At 62.2% G+C, this 23,379-nt stretch carries 22 protein-coding genes; 10 read left to right on the top strand and 12 right to left on the bottom strand.

Features of this window, described 5'->3' with window-relative positions:
* Positions 1-554: 554 nt before the first annotated feature.
* From FJ428_RS18735 to FJ428_RS18725, 3 genes are all read right to left on the bottom strand, one after another.
* Entirely contained in the window at positions 555-1,241 is a 687-nt protein-coding gene (locus FJ428_RS18735) for an ABC transporter permease subunit (protein ID WP_140564104.1), read from the bottom strand.
* 1 nt (position 1,242) lies between these two features.
* Positions 1,243-1,965: an ABC transporter permease subunit gene (locus tag FJ428_RS18730; RefSeq protein ID WP_140517154.1), complete on the bottom strand. Its 723-nt coding sequence runs from the start codon at positions 1,963-1,965 to the stop codon at positions 1,243-1,245.
* A gap of 74 nt (positions 1,966-2,039) precedes the next feature.
* Positions 2,040-2,825, bottom strand: a complete 786-nt coding sequence (locus tag FJ428_RS18725) for a transporter substrate-binding domain-containing protein (RefSeq protein WP_140495742.1) — start codon at positions 2,823-2,825, stop codon at positions 2,040-2,042.
* 552 nt (positions 2,826-3,377) lie between these two features.
* Here FJ428_RS18725 and FJ428_RS18720 point away from each other — a divergent pair.
* Together FJ428_RS18720 and FJ428_RS18715 are read left to right on the top strand one after the other, a co-directional pair.
* Positions 3,378-4,673 carry an amidase gene (locus FJ428_RS18720; protein ID WP_181167333.1) on the top strand — a complete coding sequence of 432 codons (1,296 nt, stop codon included), beginning with the start codon at positions 3,378-3,380 and terminating at the stop codon, positions 4,671-4,673.
* Positions 4,674-4,825: 152 nt separating this feature from the next.
* The gene (locus FJ428_RS18715; RefSeq protein WP_140495740.1) at positions 4,826-5,830 is read left to right on the top strand and encodes a LysR substrate-binding domain-containing protein; all 1,005 of its coding nucleotides are present in this window, start codon (positions 4,826-4,828) and stop codon (positions 5,828-5,830) included.
* A 6-nt stretch (positions 5,831-5,836) separates the two neighbouring features.
* Here FJ428_RS18715 and FJ428_RS18710 read toward each other — a convergent pair whose 3' ends face one another.
* Both FJ428_RS18710 and FJ428_RS18705 read right to left on the bottom strand, forming a co-directional pair.
* On the bottom strand, positions 5,837-6,841 hold the full coding sequence (locus FJ428_RS18710) for an aminotransferase class V-fold PLP-dependent enzyme (protein WP_224519170.1): 1,005 nt from the start codon (positions 6,839-6,841) through the stop codon (positions 5,837-5,839).
* Between the two features lie 142 nt (positions 6,842-6,983).
* Complete coding sequence (locus FJ428_RS18705) at positions 6,984-7,985, bottom strand: ornithine cyclodeaminase family protein (protein ID WP_181167332.1); 1,002 nt, start codon at positions 7,983-7,985, stop codon at positions 6,984-6,986.
* A 214-nt stretch (positions 7,986-8,199) separates the two neighbouring features.
* On the opposite strand from FJ428_RS18705, the gene FJ428_RS18700 reads away from it, so the two are divergent.
* The 4 genes from FJ428_RS18700 to FJ428_RS18685 all read left to right on the top strand — a co-directional run bounded on the left by FJ428_RS18700 (position 8,200) and on the right by FJ428_RS18685 (position 11,182).
* Positions 8,200-9,546, top strand: a complete 1,347-nt coding sequence (locus tag FJ428_RS18700; protein WP_224519171.1) for an FAD-binding oxidoreductase — start codon at positions 8,200-8,202, stop codon at positions 9,544-9,546.
* Between the two features lie 70 nt (positions 9,547-9,616).
* Complete coding sequence (locus FJ428_RS18695; RefSeq protein WP_140517162.1) at positions 9,617-9,967, top strand: RidA family protein; 351 nt, start codon at positions 9,617-9,619, stop codon at positions 9,965-9,967.
* Between the two features lie 107 nt (positions 9,968-10,074).
* Positions 10,075-10,506 carry a cupin domain-containing protein gene (locus tag FJ428_RS18690; protein ID WP_140495738.1) on the top strand — a complete coding sequence of 144 codons (432 nt, stop codon included), beginning with the start codon at positions 10,075-10,077 and terminating at the stop codon, positions 10,504-10,506.
* A gap of 229 nt (positions 10,507-10,735) precedes the next feature.
* The gene (locus FJ428_RS18685) at positions 10,736-11,182 is read left to right on the top strand and encodes a hypothetical protein (protein ID WP_140521047.1); all 447 of its coding nucleotides are present in this window, start codon (positions 10,736-10,738) and stop codon (positions 11,180-11,182) included.
* A gap of 69 nt (positions 11,183-11,251) precedes the next feature.
* Here the strand turns inward: FJ428_RS18685 and FJ428_RS18680 are convergent, their stop codons facing one another.
* A complete protein-coding gene (locus FJ428_RS18680; RefSeq protein WP_140495736.1) occupies positions 11,252-11,707 on the bottom strand; it encodes a carboxymuconolactone decarboxylase family protein in 456 nt (151 codons plus the stop codon).
* A 122-nt stretch (positions 11,708-11,829) separates the two neighbouring features.
* Entirely contained in the window at positions 11,830-12,258 is a 429-nt protein-coding gene (locus tag FJ428_RS18670; RefSeq protein ID WP_140495735.1) for an SRPBCC domain-containing protein, read from the bottom strand.
* Positions 12,259-12,457: 199 nt separating this feature from the next.
* Here FJ428_RS18670 and FJ428_RS18665 point away from each other — a divergent pair, with 199 nt between their 5' ends.
* Together FJ428_RS18665 and FJ428_RS18660 are read left to right on the top strand one after the other, a co-directional pair.
* Positions 12,458-13,216, top strand: a complete 759-nt coding sequence (locus FJ428_RS18665; protein ID WP_140555124.1) for a copper homeostasis protein CutC — start codon at positions 12,458-12,460, stop codon at positions 13,214-13,216.
* Positions 13,213-13,707: a GNAT family N-acetyltransferase gene (locus FJ428_RS18660; protein WP_140521049.1), complete on the top strand. Its 495-nt coding sequence runs from the start codon at positions 13,213-13,215 to the stop codon at positions 13,705-13,707. The genes FJ428_RS18665 and FJ428_RS18660 overlap by 4 nt, the downstream gene beginning before the upstream one ends.
* A gap of 155 nt (positions 13,708-13,862) precedes the next feature.
* Here the strand turns inward: FJ428_RS18660 and FJ428_RS18650 are convergent, their stop codons facing one another.
* The 5 genes from FJ428_RS18650 to FJ428_RS18630 all read right to left on the bottom strand — a co-directional run bounded on the left by FJ428_RS18650 (position 13,863) and on the right by FJ428_RS18630 (position 20,586).
* Positions 13,863-15,242, bottom strand: a complete 1,380-nt coding sequence (locus FJ428_RS18650; protein WP_140495731.1) for an OFA family MFS transporter — start codon at positions 15,240-15,242, stop codon at positions 13,863-13,865.
* A gap of 239 nt (positions 15,243-15,481) precedes the next feature.
* Positions 15,482-16,504: an acyltransferase gene (locus FJ428_RS18645; RefSeq protein WP_140879929.1), complete on the bottom strand. Its 1,023-nt coding sequence runs from the start codon at positions 16,502-16,504 to the stop codon at positions 15,482-15,484.
* Between the two features lie 192 nt (positions 16,505-16,696).
* Positions 16,697-17,494, bottom strand: a complete 798-nt coding sequence (locus FJ428_RS18640; protein ID WP_140879928.1) for a xanthine dehydrogenase family protein subunit M — start codon at positions 17,492-17,494, stop codon at positions 16,697-16,699.
* A gap of 162 nt (positions 17,495-17,656) precedes the next feature.
* Positions 17,657-20,008, bottom strand: coding sequence for a xanthine dehydrogenase family protein molybdopterin-binding subunit (locus FJ428_RS18635; RefSeq protein ID WP_140879927.1), 2,352 nt, complete (start codon positions 20,006-20,008; stop codon positions 17,657-17,659).
* A gap of 89 nt (positions 20,009-20,097) precedes the next feature.
* Positions 20,098-20,586 (bottom strand): (2Fe-2S)-binding protein, encoded by a 489-nt coding sequence (locus FJ428_RS18630; protein ID WP_140495727.1) that lies wholly within the window; start codon positions 20,584-20,586, stop codon positions 20,098-20,100.
* A gap of 305 nt (positions 20,587-20,891) precedes the next feature.
* On the opposite strand from FJ428_RS18630, the gene FJ428_RS18625 reads away from it, so the two are divergent.
* Together FJ428_RS18625 and FJ428_RS18620 are read left to right on the top strand one after the other, a co-directional pair.
* Positions 20,892-22,028, top strand: a complete 1,137-nt coding sequence (locus FJ428_RS18625) for an FIST signal transduction protein (protein WP_140656516.1) — start codon at positions 20,892-20,894, stop codon at positions 22,026-22,028.
* Between the two features lie 8 nt (positions 22,029-22,036).
* Positions 22,037-23,377, top strand: a complete 1,341-nt coding sequence (locus tag FJ428_RS18620) for a hybrid sensor histidine kinase/response regulator (protein WP_140495725.1) — start codon at positions 22,037-22,039, stop codon at positions 23,375-23,377.
* Positions 23,378-23,379 lie beyond the last annotated feature (2 nt).

Raw genomic sequence — 23,379 nt, 5'->3', positions numbered from 1 at the left:
GCTCTTCCATGACGTTACACTCCTTCCAAGGCACCTTGCTCTCCTTGCAAAGGGCCGAAAGTGTAACCCATCTATCCGGAATGAACTGTCACCCATCTCTCGGGAAGGGCACCAGAAATGTCTTTAAACCCAAGCACTGCAAGGGTTTCCGCCTCCCAGAGGTACACTGCGGGGTACACTGGGCTATGACGATCGGCGTGAACCACATTCAGAAGCGCGGCAAGGCCGGATGGGGCTACAGGCGCAAAATCCCTGGAGAACTTTGGACCATTTTGGGCACGCGAGAACACCTCGTGCCCGCTTGGTGCCACTTACCAGGAGGCGCTAAAGAAATACCCTGCGGTTCATGTAGGGGCCGAGAAGTTTTTTGTCCGACGCGGTCAAGCGCGCGAACGGCCCCGACAGAGTGGGATCAGTTCCGCGACGAAATAGCCGCTGCTTGCAAAACGGGATTTGGCGAGGTCATCGAAGCGGCGCGATTCTATGTCGAATTCGGCGTGCCTGAAGGTCACGTCGCCTTCCACGCAGCGGCTCGATACACCGATCCGTTCCGCTCAATGTTGTCGAGCAAGCCGTCTCTCGAAGAAACCAAAGCCGATAGTGATCAATGCCGCCAGCAGGAAATATCCTAGCGCGGCGGCGAACAGAGGCTCGTAGACCCGAAATGTCTGCGCGCGAACGAGGTTCGCCGCGCCCATCAGTTCGAAGACCGTGATCGTCGACGCCAGTGCGGTCCCCTTCAAAAGCAGGATGTTCTGGCCGCCGATCGCCGGCAAAGCCAACCTGAAAGCCTGCGGGAGAAGGACGGAAATCATGATCCGTGTTTTCGACAGGCCAAGCGATTGGCCGGCCTCACGCTGCCCTTCTGGAATGGCCTGTATCGCCCCTCTCCAAATCTCGCCACAGTAGGCCGCGGTGTTCAGGGAAAGGGTAAAAAACGCATAGAAGTCCGCGCCTCGCAAAATGGGCCAGAGCGGGCTGTAGCGGATCGAGGGGATCCCCGAGAGAATTTGGCCGATACCGAAGTAGCAGAGGTAAAGCTGGACCAGGAGCGGGGTCCCCCGGAACGCGAGGATAAACGCAACCGCAGGATATCGCAGCCATTTCCTGTTGGATAACCGGGCCAGTGCAACCGGGATAGCAAGCAAATTGCCGACCACCGCACAGCCGAGGAACAGGATTATGGTGACCTGGGCGCCGGCCAGAAGCTGATTGGCGAGGTAGGCTCCAAACTCAGTCACGCTAGCCCCGCCTCCCGCCACGGACGGTGGCTGTTTCGAGGGCATGGAAAAGCATCGCCGATATGCCCGACATGGCGAGGAACACGAACGCGATCGCGCAATAGAACATGAAGTAATCGCGCGTCGCGCCGGCAGCCATCTTGCCGGCGAGAACGAGCTCGGTAAAACCGATCAGGCTGACCAGTGAGCTTTCCTTCAAGACGACCAGCCACAAATTGCCAAGCCCCGGCAAGGCCAGGGGAACCATTTGCGGCACGGTCACCAGGAAGAAGGTCTGGCGCCGTGTCAGACCGAGTGAATAGGCTGCCTCGACCTGACCTCGCGGGATGGCCACGATCGCGCCGCGCAGGACCTCCGTGCTGTAGCCGCCTTGAACGATCCCAAGCGACAGCGTCGCGGCGACAAACCCATTGACCTGGAATTCGGAAGTCAGTCCCGCCAGGCTCACGGCCCAGCGCAACGCGTCCGTCGCGGTATAGTAGACGAGAAATATGATGAGAATGTCCGGTACGGACCGGATGATTGTCGTATAGGCAACGGCTGCGGAGACCGCCACGCGGTTCTTCGAGATCTTGGCCACCGCACCCATGAGGCCGAGGGTCAGGCCCACGAGATAGGCGCTGATCGAAATTCCAAGGCTCAGGCAAGCGCCAAGAAGCAATTCGTCGCCCCAGCCCTTGTCCCCGAAGCTGAGCAGGGTTGCCCAAGACACGGTCGAGTTCATACAGCGCGTTCCAGTTCAATGAAGATGGCGACGGCCGCCCCGGGCCGGCCGTCCCCCGGGCCTGAACCAGATGATCAATCGCCGTAAATGTTGAAATCGAAATAGCGCTTGGTGATCGTCTCGTACTCGCCGCTGGCGCGCACCGCCTTGAGTGCTGCATTGAGGCGGTCCCTCAGAGCGGTGTCTTCCTTGCGCAGGCCGCCGCCGTCGCCGTATCCAAACATTTTCTCATGCGGCAGCGTCACCTTGATTTCATAAGCTTGGCCCTCCGGCTTCTTCAAGAAATCCTGGATCTGGATGCCTGCCGCAGCCATGAGATCCACGCGTCCGGCCTGGATGTCCGCGATTTCGTCATCGAGTGTTGGATAGATCTTCACTTCGGCAATGCCGTTGAACTTATCCTGCATGTAGGTCGCCTGCAGGCTGGCACTCTGTGCCGCGACCGCAATCCCCTTGAATGTCTCCGGCTTGGTCACGTCGAACTGCCGCGTATCCGCCTTGGCGCCGACAAGCACGTTGGGCGAATAGTAGTACTTGTCGGTGAAATCGATCACCTCCTTGCGCTTGTCCGTGATCGACATCGAGCTCCAGATGACGTCGAACTTCTTGGCCAACAGCGCGGGAATGATGCCGTCCCAGGCGATATCGACGATCTCACATTTCGCCTTCATCTCTTTGCAAACGGCATTCATCAGGTCGATTTCCCAGCCCTGCCAGGTGCCGCTGGCATCCTTGACGGAGAAAGGCGGGTATGGCTCCGCGGCGACACCGAAACGGATGACATCGTCGGCCGCCGACGATGAATTGGCGGCGCCAAATACCGCCACGATCAGTGACAAGGCGAGTGCAAGCTTTTTCATGATTGTTCCCCTTTTTGTTTATGTGGATTTGTATCTTCCGCAATGATGATGCTGGTAGCCGGGCATCTGCCGATCTTTCGACGTCGGCCCGTGGCCAGCCGGCAGCATCGAGCATCGTGGACTGGTTCGGATGTCGGCGATGCGAACTTGGCCATTCGGCTCAGTCGACCTTCTTTCAGGGCGGTGTTTGAAAACGCTAACAGTTCAAATGATCTCGATCTAATGCCCCCTGCCGTGCGGTTCATCACCAATAGTTATGACGATAGCCCCTTCGAGTGACGCAGTCCGGCGACCGGCAAACGATCGGCGCTCATTGATCGGCGCGTGCGAGGACAGGGCTGAATTGAACGGTTCACGACGCCGCCATTGATCGCGCCTATGAGTTTTCAGCGATAGTCCCGCGCCCACGGGAATAAGCTCGCGACTGTCCACCAAATTTCTGATGTGGCATCGTCGGCTGGTTCCGGGATGGCCGGCCGCAATGCGGTCGGTCCGGTGCGTTCGCTCTAAGGTCGTCATATGAATAGCAGCCCTTGCCGGTCCATCGAGGAGATGAGCGAAAAGATCGCTGCCGGCCTGTCGCCCGTGGAAATCATGGAGGGTTGCCTCGATCGCATCCAGGAACTGAATGAACACATCAAGGCGATGATTTTCGTGGCCGAAGCTGATGCCCTGGACGCCGCGCTTCAGGCCACACGCGAAATCAGATCCGGTCACAGGCGCGGCCCGCTGCATGGCGTGCCGATCGCGGTCAAAGACGTTATCGACGTCAAGGATTGGCCGACAACGGCTGGCTCCCGGTTGTTTCGGGATCACGTCGCGACGGAAACGGCAACATGCATTGCCAATCTTCAGGCGGCCGGCGCCATCATCATCGGCAAGACGAACCTGCACGAACTGTGCGTCGGCGGCCACGACAATCCTTGGCACGGCAAGGTCGCCAACCCGCTTGATCCGGACCGTGGGACAGGTGGCACGAGCAGCGGGTCGGCCGCAGCGGTCGCGGCCGGTTTTTGCCTGGCAGCGGTTGGCACGGACAGCGGCGGGTCAAACCGATCCCCGGCTGCTGCAACCGGCTTGTTCGGTTACAAGCCGACGAATGATCTGATCGCCGTGCAGGGCGTCATGAGCATAGCGCCTTCGCTGGACTGCGTCGGCGTTCTTGCACGCTCGGTCAGGGACGTTCGCCTGATGACCGAGGCGCTTGCCGGAAAACGGCTCGCCCCGTCGGCAAGCGGGGGCAGCAAAACGACAACGGGCATCACGATCGGCATCTGCCCCGAACTGCTTGGCGCTCACGTCGACACGTCAGTCGATATCGCGTTGGCTACCATGCTCGATCGTCCTGAAGTGCGCACGGTCGAGATCACCTTCGACGACAGGGAGGCGTTCGTTGCCGCGGGACTGACAATCCTCCAATGTGAGTTCGCGCGAATCTACCGCAATGCAATCGAGCAGAAGCCGGACATGGTCGGCGACGCGGTTCACTCATTCCTGCAGGGCGGCATTCGCATCCATGCCGGCGCCTATGATAGCGCCATCGAAATCCGTAACGGCGTGCGAGGCCGGTTTCTGGAGAAAATCGCGGGCCTGGACGCTTTTGCCATTCCTACGGCGCCTGGATCGGCGCCGCGGCTTTCCGACGAACTTACCGAGGTGGATGGGGAAATGGTGCCGTGGGGACTGGCCGGCGGCCGCTTCCGCCGCTGGGCAAATATGCTTGGCATGCCGGCGTTGGCTATTCCTTTGCCGGTTCCTGACGGGCTTCCGGTGTCGGTGCAACTGGCCGCAGGTCCGGGTCAGGACGCCGGTTTGCTCGATCTCGCCGAAATGTTGACAAGCAACTGAAATCAGTTCCGCCAAATCGCTGAAAGTTCATAACCTCCAGGAATAAACTTCCTTCGCGCGCCTCTTGGAACATCCGACCCTTCCCATTAATCTTGGCGTTCGCAGCTCGCTGTTTCGGCACAGCGATCAGCTGCCTGGCAAGGTAAGCGGGCATGAAATTTGGCGAAAAGGACACCGTCACGAAGGAGGCAGAGTTTACGCCTCGCGAGATCGAGGTCTTCGCTTCGGTCATGCTGCATGGAACAACCACCAAGGCGGCCGACGCACTTGACATCACGCAGCCGGCTGTCAGCAAGATGCTCCAGCAACTCAGCGAGAAGGCGGATTTCCAGCTGTTCAGGAAAAGCCGGCAGCGGCTGATCCCCACTCCTGAAGCGCACATGCTCTATGCCGAGGTGAAGCGCGTTTTCGAGTCCGCGCGCGGCATCTCGCGCGCCGCGAGGGAAATACGCGAGTTGCGAAGTGGCAGGCTGAACATCTGCGCGCTCCCGGCCTTCGGGTCCACGCTGCTGCCGTCCATCATCACGAGCTTCTCAAAACAGCATCCATCCGTGTCGATTTCCCTGGATATCCGCAGCTCCGCCACGGTGGTGCAGCGGGCGAGCCGCAATCAGCTCGACATCGGAATAGGCGTAACGGCATCGGACGAGAATTCTTCAATCGTCAGGCGAGCGCTGACAGCGACCCCACCGGTTTGCGTTATGCCGGCGGGTCACCGTCTGGCCGAGCTCGACGTGGTGCAGGCGGAAGATCTCGACGGTCTCGACTTCATCTCGATGGGCTCCGCTGATCCGATGCGGCAGCAGCTCGATGCCTTGTGCGAAGAACGCGGAGTGGGACGTCTGTTGAAGATAGAGGCCAGCCTGTCCAGTGCGTGCATCGCCCTTGTCGCGTCCGGGGCGGGCGTGAGCGTCGTCGACAGGCTTTCGGCGTGGCTGGCACGCGACCTGCCGATCGAGATCAGGGATTTCCGGCCACGTCTCGATCTGAACCTCAGCGTCTACCGGCCTTGGGGTGTCATTGCATCGACCGCGGCGGACGCCTTCACCGAGCATCTCATCCAGACGACGCGAAGCTTTATGAACGGCGTAGAGGCAGGAATCACCGCCCTGGGTCCTCGCCGCCAGGCCGACAGAACTGTTTTCATTCACCGCTGAAAGCCTCTAGCGGAGCGGCAGGCATTCGAACAGGCGGCCGATATCGGCTTCGTCATTGTAGACATGCGGCGACACGCGCATCTTCGTGCCGCGCAGCGTGACGTGCACGTCAGCCCGCTTCAGCTCTTGTGCCGCATTCGGCGCGAGACGGCCCCCTATGTCGAGGATCGCGATATGGGGCGTTGGGTGTCGCGGACGCGCGACCGGCAGCCCTCTGCTTTCCGCCTGCGCCCAGACAAGCTCATTAAGGTGACGCAGGCGCTCAAACACGCGCCCGACGGTCCAGCCGCGGATGAGCTTCATTGCGGCGATTGCGATGGGCAGGACCGCGAAATCGGAGCGTTCCCCCATGTCGAACCGCCGCGCGCCGGGAAGAAACTCGGCCACGGCCACCTTGTAGAAGTCCGATTTGTCCCCGCCCATCCGGTTCCATGAATGATGCTCCAGAGTGCGCCCCTCTGTGTGCCAACGCCGGTCGGCGTAAAGGAATGCGAGGCGATATGGCCCCAGAAGGAACTTGTAGGTGGCAAAGACGAGAAAGTCCGGTCGGACGCGCCGGACATCGAAGGGTATCGCGCCAACCCACTGGGTTCCGTCAACGACAAGACTGGCGCCCGCTGCCCGTGTGGCGGCGGCCACCGCCTCCAGGTCGATCGCCACGCCCTCGAACCAATGCACCAGCGTCCCCGCAACGACCGCGATGGGACGGCTCGAGTCTTGGATTGCCGATACGATCGCGCTGGTCCAGTCGCCGTCGGCTGGTTGCGGGACGATATCAACGCAGGCGCCGGCGCGTTGCGCGAGGTCATACCAGACATATCTGTGCGAGGTGTGTTCGTTCTCCATCAGAAGGATGGCCGAACCTGCCGCAACCAAAACGTTGGCGGCTGCGATAGCCATGCCATAGCTGGTGGCGGCCACAATGGCGATCTCATCGGCATCGGCGCCCACCATTGATGCGGCGAGCTGCCGCGCCTCTTCCACCTCGTCGTAATAAGAGGCGATGGTCATTTTCCAGGGTTCGGCTTTCACCCTGACGCCGGCCTCGCCGGCCGCGACGGCGGCGGTCGGGATCGGAGACATGTATGCGACATCCAGATAAGCTGTCTCGCGGGGAATGGAGAAGAGATCTCGTTGGCAGCTCAGCATGGCATCACAACCTGAAATCAATTGAGGTGCCGAGTCCGGCGTTGCGGGCGGAGATATAGACAAGATTGGCAAGCTCGATGTCTTGCGCGGGAACGCCGAGAGACCGGAAAAGCGTGATCTGATCGTCGCCAGTGCGGCCGGGTTTCGCACCTGCCAGCACGTCGCCGACCTCGCCACGGATATGATCGACGCCGATCACGCCGGTTTCAATCGCCTCGATCAGTTCTCCCGCGGCCGTCAGCGCCATAGGCAGGTAGTCGACCCAGATCTGCGCTCTGCGCACACAGTCGAGGTCGAGCTCGCGGCATGAAGCGACGCTCGCCCCGACCGCATTGATATGGACACCAGGCGGAAGCCATTCGCCGCACAGCACCGGCTTTTCGGAAGATGTCGTGGTGCAGATGATGTCGGCCTCGCGAACGGCCTCGCCAGGGTCGCGATGTGCCTTCGCCTGGAATCCGGCGGCTGACTGCTCCTCGGTGAAGTGCTGCGCCTTTGCAAAGTCGCGACCCCAAACATGGATCGCATGGATCGGCCGGACGTCCGCAATAGCCGCGACATGCCGGCGCGCTTGCTCGCCATATCCGAACAGTGTCAGCGTGGTGCTGTCTTCGCGCGAAAGTGCCCTGGTCGCGACAGCACTGGCCGCCGCGGTCCGCCAAGCCGTAAGCTCTCCCCCGTCGATCAAGGCTACAGGCCGTCCATGATCCTTGTCGAACAGGAAGACACCGCCGCGATGAGACGCGAACCCATGCGCGAAATTGTCAGGAAACACGGAAAGCACCTTCGCCCCGAACAGCGGCCGGTCATCCAGCGCAGCATACATAAGCGACAGACAACTCCCGGCCGCACCCGGCAGCTCAAGTGTGCGCCTGATCTGCTGGCGCGCCATGCCGCTCGATGTTTTGCGCAGTGCGGCCTCGGTCGCTTCAAGAGCCAGGGATAGGCTCAAAATGTCCCGGATCGCGTTCTTGTCGATCAGGAGGAATTCCGGCTCGCCACTCACCGTGCAGTCTCTTCCATTCCGCGATCCCCGATGCGCCGATAAGCGTAGCATTGCTCTCGCAAACGGTTGCGCCCGAATTTGATAACTTCGCACGAGAAGTTGCCCGTGCGGGCTAATGGGCCGACCTGGGCAGCCGCAGATGGCTGGGACATTGGTTCATAACTTTTGGCCATGAACGGCAGCGACCAGTTCAATTGACCGCAGTTGGCACCCATTGCAATGTTTTCAGGCAACCGAGGATGTTGTGCGGGGTTGCAAACACATCGCAGGCGCCGATCGAATTAAGAAGAGCGGCGTCAGCAGTACTGTCAAGAACTCCAGCAACATCTCTCAACGATATAGCGGCATTTGCATCGATTCGTCTTTCAGAGATTACTCGTATCGGATGACGTCATTAGCTCGGGAATTTTTGGAGGTCATCTTTATGCGTGTCGTGGTCATCGGTTCCGGTATCGTCGGCAGTTCCGCCGCCTATGAATGCGCCAAGGCGGGAGCAAGCGTCGTCGTGCTGGAGGCCGGACGGATAGCAGGCGGCACGTCGGCGGTAAGCTTTGCCTGGACAAATGCGACGACCAAGCAGCCCCGGCCGTATTTCGATCTGAACGTCTCGGGAATGCGCGCCCATCTTGAACTCAAGCGCGACTTCGGCGTCGCTCCCTGGTTCACCCAGACCGGCAGTTTCGATTGGCGAACAGTGCCGGAGTCGATGGACGATTATTTCGAGAACTTCAGGCAGATGAAGGAATGGGGCTACGGCGTCGAGTGGATCGAGAAGAAGCGCGTCGCCGAGATGGAGCCCGATATCGATGTCTCTGCCTTCGGTGATTGTCCAATCTCCTACTATCCGGAAGAAGGCTGGGTCGATCCGGTGCTCTACTCGGCCTGGCTTTTGCGGGCGGCGAAGGAGCGCTGGGGAGCACAGGTCAAACTCGGTTCCCGCGTGACCGAGATCGAGACCGAAAGCGGGCGCGTACGGGCAGTTCGGACGGCGAACGGAGACCGACACCCTGCGGATGCCGTCGTGAGCTGCACCGGCGGCTGGTCTAGTGAGAGGCTCGGCGATGCCCAGGGTATTCCACTTTCCTCGACCATAGGCGTGCTCGCCTTCACCCCGCCGGTGGCCTTGACGCTCCGCAGCCAGCTGCATGCCGACGATCTGGATATCCGTCCCGACGGAGCGGGCCGCATCATGATCCATAAGGTCTCGGTGGACATGACCCTGGAGAAGCCGGAGGTGCTCAGCCCTGCCGGGAACGAGGCGGCGACGCTCCTGGATGCGGCGACCAAGGTCCTGCCTTCGCTCCGCGACGCAGGTGTGGAAGCCATTCGCACGACGGTCCGGCCGTTCCCGGAGGACGGCTACACCTGTGCCGGCGCCATGCCGGATATCGTCGGCCACTACATGGCCGTAACGCACAGTGGTGTGACCATTGGCCCGCAATTGGGCAAGGTGGTCGCCGACGAAGTCGTGCGCGGCAAAATCCATGACGAAATGGAAACGTTTCGTCCGCAACGCTTCTTCCAGGCCCACGCCCAGCGCTCCGCTGTCGCGCACGTCTGATCCCGCTCAGCAGACCGCTGGATTGCGTACGGCGGCCTGCTTTTGACCAACGCAACCAGGGGCCTCCGCCATGGGGAACATCGAACGATTCGACAAGAACGAACGGCTTAGCCGTATCGTCGTTCACAACGGCACGGCCTATCTCTCGGGCTTGACGGCCGATGACAAGAAAACCGGCACGTCTGACCAGACGAAGGAGATATTGGAAAAGGCGGATCGCCTTCTGGCGAGCGTCGGTTCGGATAGATCGAAGCTGCTGTTCGCGCAGATCTGGTTGAGGGATGTCGAAGACTTCGACGCGATGAACAAGGCTTGGGTCACATGGCTCGACGGCGTGGAGCCCCCGGCACGCGCCACGGTCGGGGCGAGCTTCGCCTTGCCCGAGATCCGTGTCGAGATCCAGCTTACCGCAGCGATTTGACACGTCGCCCGCCACGTCCAGGCCAGCGAGTCCAATCAGATTCGTCAGGGACATGCTTGCGCACCGGCCTTCGCGGCGCGATAGATGCGGCGGTTTGGGGAGGAATCATGCGAAAAGTCCTGGCATCGGCATTGCTGCTGGCGGCTGCGGCGTTCGCGACCGGCGCTCATGCGCTGGACAGCAGCGGCACACCCGTCGTCGTGACACCCCTCGCCTCGCGCACGACCACCGCTTCCGGCCAGCCGATCACGCTGCCGCAGAAGAACGTGCAGGTGCTGGTGTCGACCTACGACATAGCGCCGGGCGCGACCTTGCCGGTGCACAAGCATCCGTTCCCGCGCTACGCCTATGTCGAGGCCGGCACGTTGAAGGTCACCAATGTCGAGACCGGCAACAGCAACACCTACAAGACTGGCGATTTCATCATCGAGATGATCGGGCAGTGGCATCAGGCCACCAATATCGGTGAAGGCCCGGTCAAGCTGCTGGTGATCGACCAGGTCGAGGAAGGCACCAAGAACACGGTTTTGCGCCAGTAAGCCACCGCTGCTCCGGCTCCTCGAACTGTCTCGCCACGGGAGCGCGCCGCGTTAAGTGTTGGCCCAGCTCTTCACATCCGGTTCCGCACGACCGGGCTGACGATGCTATGCCGGTTGCCCGCCTTACCGGCGGAACCGGATTCCCCCCGTTGGGTTTTTCGCGAAATCCCTTTGCTTGGTGAATGCCTTTTCCTGGAGCAAACTCCCTGCCGGGGCTCAAGGAGCAGAAATGAGAGCACGAACAGCGACGGTCGGCGATCTGGAAGACGTGTTTCGCCATTTGTCCAAGCGCATGTCCGACGAATACATCGCCGCCGGCAAGGACAGCAAGGTCGCCTACGACAATCTGATGATGAACCTGAAGGAGGGCCGCGCCCATGCCCTTGTCGACAACGACGGGACCGTAGCGATCGTCGCCTGGCACGAGCATGGCGACGCCGCGGACACGCTGTTCGCCGCGCGCGAGGGCTTTTTCAGGGCCGCGACCGTGCGTTTCTGCAGGCGGCATATCAGGCAGATCCAGGCGCTCGCCGGCAATCTCCCTATTCACTCCCGCAGCTGGCTCACGGGACCGGAAATCGCAAAATGGTTTCGCACCATCGGCTATGTCGAACGCGGCGAGGAAAATGGCGCCAAACTGTTCGAATTGCCGCCGGCCGCGACCCGGCCGGGCTAGGCAAGCAGGTTTGGTGCACCGCGAGTCCAGCCGCCATTGCACCGTGGCACGGCTCGCCTTCGCGCGGCCTTAGCCCCAGGCGCCGACCATTTGGCGTGTCGTGGCGTTCAGCCGATTGAAGGCGTTGATCACGGCGATCTGGATGACGAGCCCGGCAAGCGCCTTTTCGTCATAGTGCCGGGCGGCCTCGTCCCATACCTCGTCCGTCACGGCATCCGTTCTGTCGGCCAGCCTTGTGCCGGCTTCGGCAAGGGCAAGCGCGGCGCGTTCGGCATCGGTGAAGTACGGCGTCTCCCGCCAGGCCGACAAGGCAAAGATGCGTTCGTCCTTCTCGCCAGCCTTCTTGAGTTCGCGCGCATGCATGTCGACGCAGACCGAGCAGCCATTGATCTGGCTGGCGCGCAGATGGACGAGCTTGCGCGTCACATAGGGCAAATCGGCCGCCTCGGTCGACTTGTCCAGCGCCAGCAGCGCCTGCAGGGCGCCGGGGATGAGCATCACGGGGTTCTTGAGCCTGGCTTCCATGGTGTTTCTCCGTTTGAAAAGTTTGGTCACGGCGCGGTTTGCCATGCCCGGGAGCGGCGCATCCGGGAGACTTGTTGTGGTTCGCCGGCCATGGCGACCGGTTGGTCGAGGAGAGTCGGCGCTCAGCCTTGCTTCGCAGCCACCTGCTCAAGTCGCTCAAGAATACGCGGCCAGCCGCTTCCCATGCCGACATATCCACGCTCGTCGGCCGGCCGGAACCCCGAGTGCTCCATCCGCACCCGGGTCGCCGCGCCCTCAGGCGTGAGCGACCAGGTCACCACGGTTTTCAGTCCGCTGTCGGATTCGCTTCCGTCGCCCCAGCTATAGGCAAGCAGGCGTGGCGCCTCGACTTTCAGCACGACGCAGTTCGTCACCCCGGACCAGCCCGGTACCGGTGAAGCGCGGAACGTGAAGCGATGCCCCTCTTGCGGCGCGAAGTCATTCTGCATGAGCCATTCTGCGACGAGTTCGGGCACTGTCAGCGCACGCCATATCTTCTCCGCCGAATGCGGAATCAGCCGTTCAACGACGATCGATTTGGTCTGTGTCATGCCGTGCTCCTCTTAGTCGTCGTCGAGCCACCGCTCGCGATCAATAACTCGATGGCTATGGGTTAACTCATAACCATGTAGTTATAAGACTGTCAAGCAGGGAAATGCCCCCTGGTCCAATGCGCCGTGCCGTTCCTGCTATCGCGCCCGCCGCGCGGGTGCTACGGGCTTCTCACAACATCATGGACAGGATCACACCTTGACTGAAGAAGCCCGCCCGCCGCTGATCGAAATCTGTGTCGAGGGCATTGATGGCCTTCTGGCCGCACAGGCCGGCGGCGCCGACAGGGTCGAACTGTGCGCCAGCCTCGTCGAAGGCGGCATCACGCCGAGCTTGGGAACCGTGCGCGCCGCGCTCGACCAGGCGATTGTGCCGTTCCATGTCATGGTGCGGCCGCGTGGCGGCGATTTTCTCTACAGCGAAACCGAGTACCGTTCGATGCTGGCCGACGTAGCCGCCCTGCGCGACCTCGGCGTGCCCGGCGTGGTGTTCGGCTGCCTCACCGCCGAAGGCACCATCGACGAGCGCCGCATGAGCGAACTGACGGAGGCCGCCGGCGGCCTTAACGTCACGTGTCACCGCGCTTTCGACATGACGCGCGACCCGGCCGAGGCGTTGGAAGCGCTGATCCGCTGCAAGGTCGGCCGCGTGCTGACCAGCGGCCAACGCGACACGGCGATGGAGGGCCTGTCGCTGCTGGCGGACCTGGTGCGACAGGGGGGCGACCGCATCGTCATTCTCGGCTGCGGCGGGCTCGATCTCGGCAACATTGCCGAGGTGCGGCAAAGGACCGGACTGTCCGAAATGCATTTCGCCGTCCTTAAGGACGTGCCCAGCGCCATGCGCTACCGCAATCCCAAGGTCGGCATGGGTGGCTCCGATCTCGACCGCGAGTATCGCAATACGCTCACCGATACGCCGCTTGTGGCAGCGACGATCGCGGCGGCCAAGGCATGACCGCTCTCTCCCCGATCAGCCGTGTCTCGCAAAGCGACGAAGCGGCCATACTCGCGCTCAACAACGAGCATGCCGCCGAATTGTCCTGGCTTGAGCCCGAGCGCCTGTCCTTCCTGCTTGGCGAGGCGTTCTATGCGCGCCGCATCGGCGCGCTCGAAGCCTTCATCATGACCTTCGATCAGGGGGCCCGGTACGACAGTCCGAATTTTCTCTGGTTTCGCGAACGCTACGAGCGCTTCGTCTATGTCGATCGCGTCGTGGTGGCCGCGCAAGCTCGTGGCCGCGGCCATGCCCGCCTGCTCTACCAGGACCTGTTCGAGCACGCCACGCGCGCCGGCCACGCACTGGTCACATGCGAGGTCAATGCCGACCCGCCCAACCCGGCTTCGGACGCCTTCCATGCCGCGCTCGGCTTCACCGAGGTCGGCGACGCGGTGATCCACGGCGGCAAGAAGGCGGTGCGCTACTACGTCAGGCGGATCATCGCCTGAGCGCTGCTCCTTTCCAGGTCTCTGCCGCTACTGGAACAACGCCGCTGCACTGACCAGCGTCGTCCAGAACCCCCACAACAGCGGGATGCCGACCAGCAGCCAGGCAAGGACCAATTTGACAGAATTGCTGTTGTCTTGCGCCATGATCACTCTCCTTACGCTGCAGCCGGTTCGGCCTTCATGTGGAACCGTGCATCCACCGGCCGCATCATCAGGTTGAGCAGGAAACCGACGACGAGCAGGCCGGCCATGATGTACATGGTGACCGTGTAGGCATCGGCCTTCGCTACTCCTGCATCGATCTGGTACTGCCTGATGTAGTTGACCAGGACCGGCCCCAGCACGCCCGCCACCGACCACGCCGTCAGCAGGCGGCCATGGATGGCACCGACATACCGCACGCCGAAGACATCGCGCAGATAGGCCGGAATGGTGGAAAAGCCGCCGCCATACATGCTCAAGATGACGCCATAGAACAGCACGAACAGGAACACGTTGCCCGACTGGCCCGTCCACGGCACCACCGCATAAAGGATCACGCCCAGCACGAAGAAGACCGCGTAGGTCGTCTTGCGGCCGATATAGTCGCTGGTCGACGCCCAGAAGAAGCGGCCGAGCATGTTGAAGATCGATAGCAGGCCGACGAAGCCGGCGGCGGCGGCCGGCGTGATGCGTCCCGGGAACATCTCCTGGCTCATGGCGGAGGCTTGGCCGAGGACGCCGATGCCGGCCGTCACGTTGAGGCACAGCACGCCCCACAACAGCCAGAACTGCGGTGTCTTCAACGCGTCGTCGAGATGGACGTTGGCGGTTGTCACCATCGTGTTTTGTGTCGTCGGCGGCGTCCAGCCGGCCGGACGCCAGCCATCGGGCGGCACCCTGACGATGACAGCGCCGATCAGCATGAAGATGAAGTAGACAATGCCCAGCACGATGAAGGTTTCGGCGACACCGATATGCTGCGGGGTCGAAAACAGCTTCAGCAGATAGACCGAAAGCGGCGAAGCGATGAAGGCTCCGCCGCCAAACCCCATGATCGCCATGCCGGTCGCCATGCCCGGCCGGTCGGGAAACCAGGTGATCAGCGTCTTGACCGGCGAGATGTAGCCGAGCCCGAGGCCGATGCCGCCCAGGACGCCGTAGCCGAGATAGATGATCCACAGTTGATGCAAGGTGACGCCGAGCGCCGACACGATGAAACCGCCACCGAAACAGCAGGCGGCCGCGACCATCGCCTTGCGCGGGCCGACGCGATCCAGCCAACCGCCGCCGAAGGCTGCCGCGAGGCCAAGAAACAGGATCGCGATCGAAAAAATCCAGCCGAGTCCGGTCAGCTTCCAGTCGTCGGGCGCCGAATCGGTGATACCGATCAGTTTCGACATCGGCAGGTTAAAGACGCTGAACGCGTAGGCCTGACCGATGCAAAGATGAATGCACAACGCCGCCGGCGGCACCATCCATCTGCTGAAACCGGGCTCGGCGATCGTGCGCGAGCGGTCGAGCCAGCCGCCAGCGTTTTCCCTGGTCGTTGCCATTCCATCCTCCCATGCAATGCTCCGATTCGTATAAACTAGGCGGAGCACGGGGCGGGACAACAAGGAATAGCTGCCATAATACCAATGTCTAAGGACATTGGGCTATCCGGCAAGCAGATCGCCAGGTCACCCCTGGCTATATTAGGACGAACTTACCAAACAAGCTGCCGGACAGGCGGCATCGAGCGAGGCTGACCTTGGCCGCTAGGCAACGCAAGGGAGGGACACTGCGGCGTCACTCACCAGTTGCGGTTCAGCCACTCACGCGACGGCCGCTCGATGACATAATAGCTGCAGAGCGCGCAGGTAAAGACCCCAGCCAGCATCAGCCATGGGTCGCTGCCTCGCTCATAGACGAATTTGTAGAATGGCTGCTGCCACAGATAGAGCGAATAGGACCATAGACCCAGCGTCGCCATAGGCCAGGACGACAGCAGTCCAGAAAACAATCTCGTGCTGAAATCGAGAGCGTTGACGGCAAGCGCCAGGAGCGGCACGGCGACCAGATAGTGGATCGGGGTTGGTACCGGGTCCATGAACAGAAGCACCGCCGCGATGGCCGCCGCCACCGCCACATAAGGGCCCTTCAACAGGGCCGGCAGCTTGCCTTCGGTCTTCAGCAGGCAGATGGCGGCCGACAGCAGGATCGACGCAATATGCACGTCGGTGCGCCAGTATGTGGTCTCGTAGTCCATGTGCAGGAACCAGTACGAAACCGCACCGTTTGCCATGGCCAGCACCGCCAGCACCAGGAGCAGCGGGATGACGCGGCTACGGCTTGCGACAAGTGCGCTGATCGCTGCCAGGATGATGTAGGCATGCTCTTCGACACAGAGCGACCAGATGTGGTCGAGCGCGCCGGCGCGGTTCACGAGAATTCCGGCATAGTTGTAGGTGAATGTCAGCGCCGTCAGCGCCGCCTTCCATTTGAAGGCGACGAACGTGCCCGACAGCGCAATCATCGAAACGATCACGAACACCAGCAGCGCGGGATAGATGCGGGAGAAGCGGCGCTTGAAGAATTTCTTCAGCGGGTAGCGCTCGACGAACAGGATCTCGGCCATCAGCCGGCCGCTGAGCACGAAGAAGAATTCGACGCCCAGTACGCCGAGATTGATCCCTGCAACGGGAAAGAAATGGCCAATGAGCACCAGCGCGATCGAAAGCCCGCGCCAGCCGTCGAGATAGGCCAGTCTTGTCCTGCCGGATCTGTCGGCGACGGATCTTGGCGGCACAACATGCGTCGCGGAGATGTCGGTCATGCCGCTCCCTTCGCATTGAAACATGCGAATAGGGTCGCAGGTCGTGATGAACACTCCGAACCCGGCTCGCGTTTGATCGCCGGCATAGTGCAGTGCAATATCGCTTTGTGCAAGTGCGAGATTGCCACAATGCGCCCGTCTGCGGAAAAGGGGCGAGAAGTCCCTCTCCTGCCTGACAGGAGCAGGAAGGAATCAGGCGTTGGCGGCGGCCACCGCGCGCTTGGCCATGACCGCGACCAGATTGGCACGGTAGTCGGCGGAAGCGTGGATATCGCTCATCAGCTTGGTCGCCGGCACCTTGACGCCGTCGAGCGCCGAAGCCACGAAGTCCTTCGCGAGCGCGGCCTCGATCTCCTTCGAGCGGAAGACGCCATCGTCGCCGGCCCCGGTCACGGCCACCCTGACGCCGTCCTCACCCTTGGCCACGAACACGCCGACAATGGCGTAGCGGGAGGCCGGATTGCGGAATTTTTTATAGGCTGCCTTTGCCGGTGCGGTGAAGGTGACGGCCGTGAGGATTTCGCCGTCCTCCAGCGCCGTCTCGAACAGGCCTGTGAAGAACTTGTCGGCCGCGATCTGGCGCGTGTTGGTAATGATGGTGGCATTTAGCGCCAGCATTGCCGCTGGATAATCGGCCGCAGGGTCGTTGTTGGCGATCGAGCCGCCGATCGTGCCCCTATAGCGCACTGCCGGATCGCCGATCAGCGATGCCAGATGCGCGAGCGCCGGGCAGGCCTGTTTCAACCTGTCGTCGCTGGCAACATCGAAATGCGTGGTGGCGGCGCCGATCGTGACTGCCCTGCCGGACACTGTCACGCCTTGCAATTCCTTGATCCGCGACAGGTCGACGACATCGGAGGGGGCCGCCAGCCGCGTCTTCATGGCCGGGATCAGGGTCATGCCGCCCGACAGCAACTTGGCGTCGCCGCCCGTGACGAGCTTCGCGGCATCGGCGACTGAGGCGGCGCGGTGGTAATTGACTGCGTACATTTGGAGGCTCTCCCTGGTGAAGAGTGGATAGTCAGTAGTCAGTAGTGATTAGTGAGTAGGCATTGGTCGGTAATGTGGTGAATAGCGGGTGATCAATTGCCGCGGCAACCGCGTTTTTGTTCACTACTCACTACTCACTATTCACTACTCACTCTCCTTTTTTCAGTGCTTCGCCGTCGCACGGATCGCGGCCCACACCGTAGACGGCGAAGCCGGCATGGCGATATCCGCGATTCCTATGGCGTCGGTGATGGCGTTGATCACCGCCGGCGGCGAGCCGATAGCGCCGGCCTCGCCGCAGCCCTTGATGCCGAGCGGATTGCCCGGACACGGCGTGTTCGAGGTCGAGACCTTGAACGAAGGCAGGTCATCCGCGCGCGGCATGGTGTAGTCCATGTAGCTCGCTGTCAGAAGCTGGCCGTCGGCATCATAGTGGGCGCCTTCGAGCAGTGCCTGGCCGATGCCCTGCGCGATGCCGCCATGCACCTGGCCCTCGACGATCATCGGGTTGATGATGTTGCCGAAATCGTCGGCCGCGACGAACTGGATAATCTCGGTCGTTCCGGTCTCCGGATCGATCTCGACCTCGCAGATGTAGCAGCCGGCCGGAAAGGTGAAATTGGACGGGTCGTAAAACGCCGTCTCCTTCAATCCCGGCTCCATGCCACCGGGCAAATTATGAGCGGTATAGGCCGCCAGCGCCATCTGGAACCACGGCACGTTTTTGTCGGTGCCGGCGACCTTCAGCGCGCCGTTCTCGATGACGATGTCGCCCTCGTCGGCCTCGAGCAGGTGCGCCGCGATCTTCTTGGCCTTGGCCTCGACCTTGTCCAGCGCCTTGGCAATCGCCGACATTCCGACCGCGCCCGAGCGCGAGCCGTAGGTACCCATACCCATCTGCACCTTGTCAGTGTCGCCATGGACGATCGAGACGCTGTCGATCGGCACCCCAAACCGTTCGTTGACCAGTTGCGCGAAGGTCGTCTCATGGCCCTGGCCATGGCTGTGCGAGCCGGTCAGCACCTCGATGGTGCCGGCGGCATTGACGCGCACCTCGGCCGATTCCCAAAGGCCGACGCCCGCGCCGAGCGAGCCCACCGCGGCCGACGGCGCCAGGCCGCATGCTTCGATGTAGCAGCTCATGCCGATGCCGCGCAGCTTGCCGTTCCTGGCGGCCTCCGCCTTGCGCCCGGCAAAGCCGGCATAGTCGGCGGCCTCCATGGCCGCGTCGAGCGAGGCGCCATAGTCACCGGCGTCATAGTTCATGATGACCGGCGTCTGGTGCGGAAACGTGGTGATGAAGTTGGTTCGCCGAAGCTCCGCCGGCGACACGCCGAGTTCCCGCGCCGCGGTCTCCATCGTGCGCTCGATGAGATAGGTGGCTTCCGGCCGCCCTGCCCCGCGATAGGCATCGACGGGTGCCGTGTTGGTATAGACCGTTCGGACATTGGCGTGGATCGCCGGGATATTGTATTGACCCGACAGCAGCGTCGCGTAGAGATAGGTCGGCACGCAGGACGAGAACAACGACATGTAGGCGCCGAGATTGGCCAACGTGTCGACCTTGAGGCCGGTGATCCTGTTGTTCTTGTCGAAGGCCATTTCCACTGTCGAGACATGGTCGCGGCCATGCGCGTCGGAAAGGAAACTTTCGGTGCGGTCGGCTACCCATTTCACCGGCACGCCGGTTTTCTTGGACGCCCACAGGCAGACGATTTCTTCTGGATAGATGTAGATCTTGGAGCCGAAACCGCCGCCGACATCGGGCGCGATGACGCGCAATTTGTTTTCCGGCGCAATGTTGTAGAAGGCGCTCATCACCAGCCGGGCGACATGCGGGTTTTGCGAGGTCGTCCAGCAGGTATAGTGGTCTTCCGCTCTGTCATAGTGGCCCAGCGCTGCCCGCGGCTCCATGGCGTTGGGCACCAGCCGGTTGTTGACGATTTTCATGCGGGTGACGTGGGAAGCCGCGGTGATCGCCGCGTCGGTCGCCTTGGCGTCGCCGATCTCCCAGTCGAAGATCAGGTTGTTTTCGGCTTCCGGATGGAGTTGCGGAGCGCCCTTTTCGAGCGCCTTCGTCGCATCCACCACCGCCTCGAGTTCATTGTAGGTGATCTCGACCGCTTCGGCGGCGTCGCGCGCCTGGCCCTTGGTATCGGCGACCACGACGACGACCGCATCGCCGACATAGCGAACCTTGTCGACCGCCAGCGGCGACCAGGCTCCCATCTTCATCGGGGAGCCGTCCTTGGAATGGATCATCCAGCCACAGATGAGATTGCCGATGCCATCGGCCTTCAGCTCCTTGCCGGTCAGCACGCCGATAACACCCGGCATGGCTTGAGCTTTGTCGACGTCGATCTTCACGATCTGGGCATGCGCGTGCGGGCTGCGCACGAAGGCCGCATGCTTCATGCCGGGCACCACCATGTCGTCGACATAGCGGCCGGCACCAGTGATGAACCGCTTGTCTTCCTTGCGCGCCACGCGAGCGCCAACACCTTCAATGCCCATCAGAAATTCCTCCCGAAATAGTGAGTAGGAAGTAGTGAGTGGTGGAGATCGGCGCCGGTTCGTACCGACTACTCACTACTCAACTTTTCTCACGCCGCTTGCCTGACCTTGCCGCTCATCCCCTCCGATGCGGCGAGGATCGCCTTGACGATGTTGTGGTAGCCGGTGCAGCGGCAGATGTTGCCCTCGAGCTCTGCGCGCACCGTCGCTTCGTCGAGGCCCTCGGGGTGGCGCTTGATCATGTCGGTCGCCGTCATGATCATGCCCGGCGTGCAGAAGCCGCATTGCAGTCCGTGATGCTCCTTGAACGCCGTCTGCACGGGATGCAGGTCGGCACCATTGGCAAGCCCCTCGATCGTCACCACGCTCGATCCGGACGCCTGCACCGCGAGCATCGTGCAGGATTTCACCGCCTTGCCGTCGACATGGACGACGCAGGCGCCGCATTGCGAGGTGTCGCAACCGACATGGGTACCGGTGAGACCGAGATTCTCCCGCAAGAAGTGAACCAGCAGCGTCCGGTCCTCGGCCGCACCGCGGACCTGTTTTCCGTTCACCATCAACGAAACGTCCGACATGAATCCTCCCTGGGTATCACCTTGGTCATCACGCTGCCGACGCGGTGTTGGCTTCGGCCATGCGTTATTCGTACACCGCACAAGCCGTAAAAAACAGCGCAGCGCAAAGCCGGATCATTGTACTTTCGGCCATGGCAGGGCGAAACACGCATTGCCCTCGCCCCATTGCCAAAATGCCGATTGGCGGCAACAATGGCTTTCGACGTTGGCGCGCAAGAAGCACATAAACAGCCGCGCACAGGCAGCGTCGGAGGAAATGCGGGAGAACGTCGCTGACCGTTTCACGGACGCGCTACGCATGCGGTTTGTCGGCGCTGACCACGGACGAGCCCGACCCGGACGTCTTCGCACGCGCGGTGGCGGCGGAGGCGGCCGCCATCGAGGCCGGCTTCGCCCTGTTGTTCTTTTCCCAGCGCCTTGTCGAGGCCGGCGCCCTTTCGCGCGCAATCGCGGCCCATGCGCCGGCGCTACACTACGCCGGCTGCTCGACCGCCGGCGAAATCACGCCGCAGGGCCTCGAGGAGGGCCATATCCTCGCCATGCTGCTCCCTTCGGCGTCGTTTACCGCGGTCAGCACCACGGTCGACAACCTGTCGTCATCGGGCTTGGACAGGGTCACTGGTGATGTCGAGGATCTGCGACGCACGCTGCATGGGCGCATCGGCGGCGAGCGGGCTGGGAACACCTTCGCGCTCTGTTTCATCGACGGACTGTCCTATGCCGAGGAAGCTGTGAGTTCAGCCATCCATTGGGGCCTCGACGACATTCCGCTGCTCGGCGGTTCCGCCGGTGACGACCTGAAATTCGAGACGACGAGCCTGATCTCCAACGGCAAGGTCACCTCCGACAGCGCCATCATCGTGCTGGTCGCCACGGAAATCCCTTTCCATGTCTTCAAGACCGACAATTTCGTTCCCACCGACGAAAAGCTGGTGGTCACCGCGTCCGATCCCGATCACCGCATCGTGCGCGAGTTCAATGCCACCAATGCGGCCGAGGAATATGCCGCTTCGGTCGGCATCGTCGCGCAGACGCTGACACCGCTGAGCTTCGCCTCGCATCCGGTGGTGGTGAAGGTAGGCGGTGAATATTACTGCCGCTCCATCCAGAAGATGCATGCGGACGGCTCGCTGTCGTTCTTCTGCGCCATCGACGATGGTGTCGTGCTGTCGATCGCCCAACCCAAGGACATGGTGGAATCGACCCGCGCGGCTCTGCTCGACGTCGAGGCGAGGCTTGGCGGCATCGACATGATCATCGGCTTCGACTGTGTCCTGCGCCGGCTGGATGCGCGCAACCGCCAGGTCTTTCGCGAGATTTCCGAACTCTACCGGGTCAACAACGTCATCGGCTTCGGCACCTATGGCGAACAATACCGGTCGATGCATCTCAACCAGACCTTCACCGGCATCGCCTTCGGCGAGCGCCCGGCCGCCGAGTGAGCGCTGCCGTGCCCCTCAAGGACATAGACGATCCCGACAGGCTGAAGAAGATCAACGCTGCGCTGGTCAGCCGCGTCGAGCGCTCGATGGACCAGCAAGGCAACGCCTTCTCGCTGTTCCAGACCGCGATCTCACTGGAAAGCAGGGTACGCGCCCGCACCGAGGAACTGCACTCGACCTTGCGGCGGCTGGAACAATCGAACATCGACCTCAGCGCCGCCAAGGAAAATGCCGAGCAGGCGAACCTGTCCAAGACCCGCTTTCTCGCGGCGGCCAGCCACGACGTGCTGCAGCCGTTGAATGCGGCGCATCTGTCCGTCTCCGCCCTTGCCGAAGTGCAGACCAGCGACGAGGGCCGGAAACTGGTACGGCAGGTCGAGCGCTCGCTGGAGACGATGGAGGACCTGCTGCGCACGCTGCTCGACATCTCCAAGCTCGATGCGGGTGTGGTCCAGCCCGACATTGGCGACGTCAGCCTGGAGGCGCTGTTCTCGTCGCTGCGGTCGGATTTCCAGCCTGTGGCCGAACTGAAGGGCCTGTCGCTGAAATTCCGCGCCGTCAACGCCGTGGTTCGCTCCGATCGCACGCTGCTGCGCCGCATCCTGCAGAACATCCTCTCCAATGCGCTGGGCTACACCCGCTCGGGCGGTGTCCTTGTCGGCACCAGGCACCGCGGCGATGCCATCCGCATCGATGTCGCCGACACCGGCTGCGGCATTCCCGACGACCAGCGCGAGGCGGTGTTCGAGGAATTTCATCGCGGCATCATGCCTGCCAATGCCGAACTCGCCGGCGGCGGCCTCGGCCTTGGGCTGGCCATCGTGCGGCGCATCGCCGGCGCGCTCGGCCATCCCGTGACGTTTTCCTCGAAGGTCGGTCGCGGCACGATTTTTCACATCGATGTCCCCGTCGGCATCGGTGCCACGGCGGACGCCGTCGCCAGCGCTGCAAGCCTGGAGCGGCCGCGCGGCTACGGCTTGTTCGGCACCAAGGTTCTGCTGGTCGAGAACGATGTCGAGGTGCTGCAGGCGATGACCTCGTTGCTCGAACGCTGGCAATGCCTGGTGCGCGCCGCGACCTCGACCGACGACGCGCTCGACATGCTCGGCGACACGGACTGGGTGCCCGACATCGTCATAGCCGACCAGCATCTCGACGGCGGCGATCTCGGCACCGCCACCATATCGAAGGTCCGCCGCTATCTCGGCCGCGCGGTGCCGGCGCTGATCGTCACCGCCGACAGTTCCGAAGCCGTCGCCAAGGCGGCGCGGGCCGGCGGCATCGAGTTGATGCGCAAGCCGCTCAAGCCCGCGCAACTAAGGGCGCTGCTGGCACATCTGCTGGCTTAGAC

Origin of the sequence: Mesorhizobium sp. B2-8-1, from assembly GCF_006440955.1 — a bacterium.
Lineage (GTDB): Bacteria > Pseudomonadota > Alphaproteobacteria > Rhizobiales > Rhizobiaceae > Mesorhizobium.
The sequence above is the reverse complement of the archived record's forward strand: the minus strand, read 5'-3'. Positions and strand labels throughout refer to the sequence as shown.

Bases quoted from the DNA above. Each gene is read 5' to 3' on its own strand.
- FJ428_RS18715 (WP_140495740.1), top strand. From the start codon at position 4,826: ATGAAATTTGGCGAAAAGGACACCGTCACGAAGGAGGCAGAGTTTACG.
- FJ428_RS18635 (WP_140879927.1), bottom strand. From the start codon at position 20,008: ATGGGCATTGAAGGTGTTGGCGCTCGCGTGGCGCGCAAGGAAGACAAG.
- FJ428_RS18725 (WP_140495742.1), bottom strand. From the start codon at position 2,825: ATGAAAAAGCTTGCACTCGCCTTGTCACTGATCGTGGCGGTATTTGGC.
- FJ428_RS18730 (WP_140517154.1), bottom strand. From the start codon at position 1,965: ATGAACTCGACCGTGTCTTGGGCAACCCTGCTCAGCTTCGGGGACAAG.
- FJ428_RS18695 (WP_140517162.1), top strand. From the start codon at position 9,617: ATGGGGAACATCGAACGATTCGACAAGAACGAACGGCTTAGCCGTATC.
- FJ428_RS18660 (WP_140521049.1), top strand. From the start codon at position 13,213: ATGACCGCTCTCTCCCCGATCAGCCGTGTCTCGCAAAGCGACGAAGCG.
- FJ428_RS18720 (WP_181167333.1), top strand. From the start codon at position 3,378: ATGAGCGAAAAGATCGCTGCCGGCCTGTCGCCCGTGGAAATCATGGAG.
- FJ428_RS18685 (WP_140521047.1), top strand. From the start codon at position 10,736: ATGAGAGCACGAACAGCGACGGTCGGCGATCTGGAAGACGTGTTTCGC.
- FJ428_RS18630 (WP_140495727.1), bottom strand. From the start codon at position 20,586: ATGTCGGACGTTTCGTTGATGGTGAACGGAAAACAGGTCCGCGGTGCG.
- FJ428_RS18645 (WP_140879929.1), bottom strand. From the start codon at position 16,504: ATGACCGACATCTCCGCGACGCATGTTGTGCCGCCAAGATCCGTCGCC.
- FJ428_RS18650 (WP_140495731.1), bottom strand. From the start codon at position 15,242: ATGGCAACGACCAGGGAAAACGCTGGCGGCTGGCTCGACCGCTCGCGC.
- FJ428_RS18690 (WP_140495738.1), top strand. From the start codon at position 10,075: ATGCGAAAAGTCCTGGCATCGGCATTGCTGCTGGCGGCTGCGGCGTTC.
- FJ428_RS18710 (WP_224519170.1), bottom strand. From the start codon at position 6,841: ATGACCATCGCCTCTTATTACGACGAGGTGGAAGAGGCGCGGCAGCTC.
- FJ428_RS18670 (WP_140495735.1), bottom strand. From the start codon at position 12,258: ATGACACAGACCAAATCGATCGTCGTTGAACGGCTGATTCCGCATTCG.
- FJ428_RS18640 (WP_140879928.1), bottom strand. From the start codon at position 17,494: ATGTACGCAGTCAATTACCACCGCGCCGCCTCAGTCGCCGATGCCGCG.
- FJ428_RS18680 (WP_140495736.1), bottom strand. From the start codon at position 11,707: ATGGAAGCCAGGCTCAAGAACCCCGTGATGCTCATCCCCGGCGCCCTG.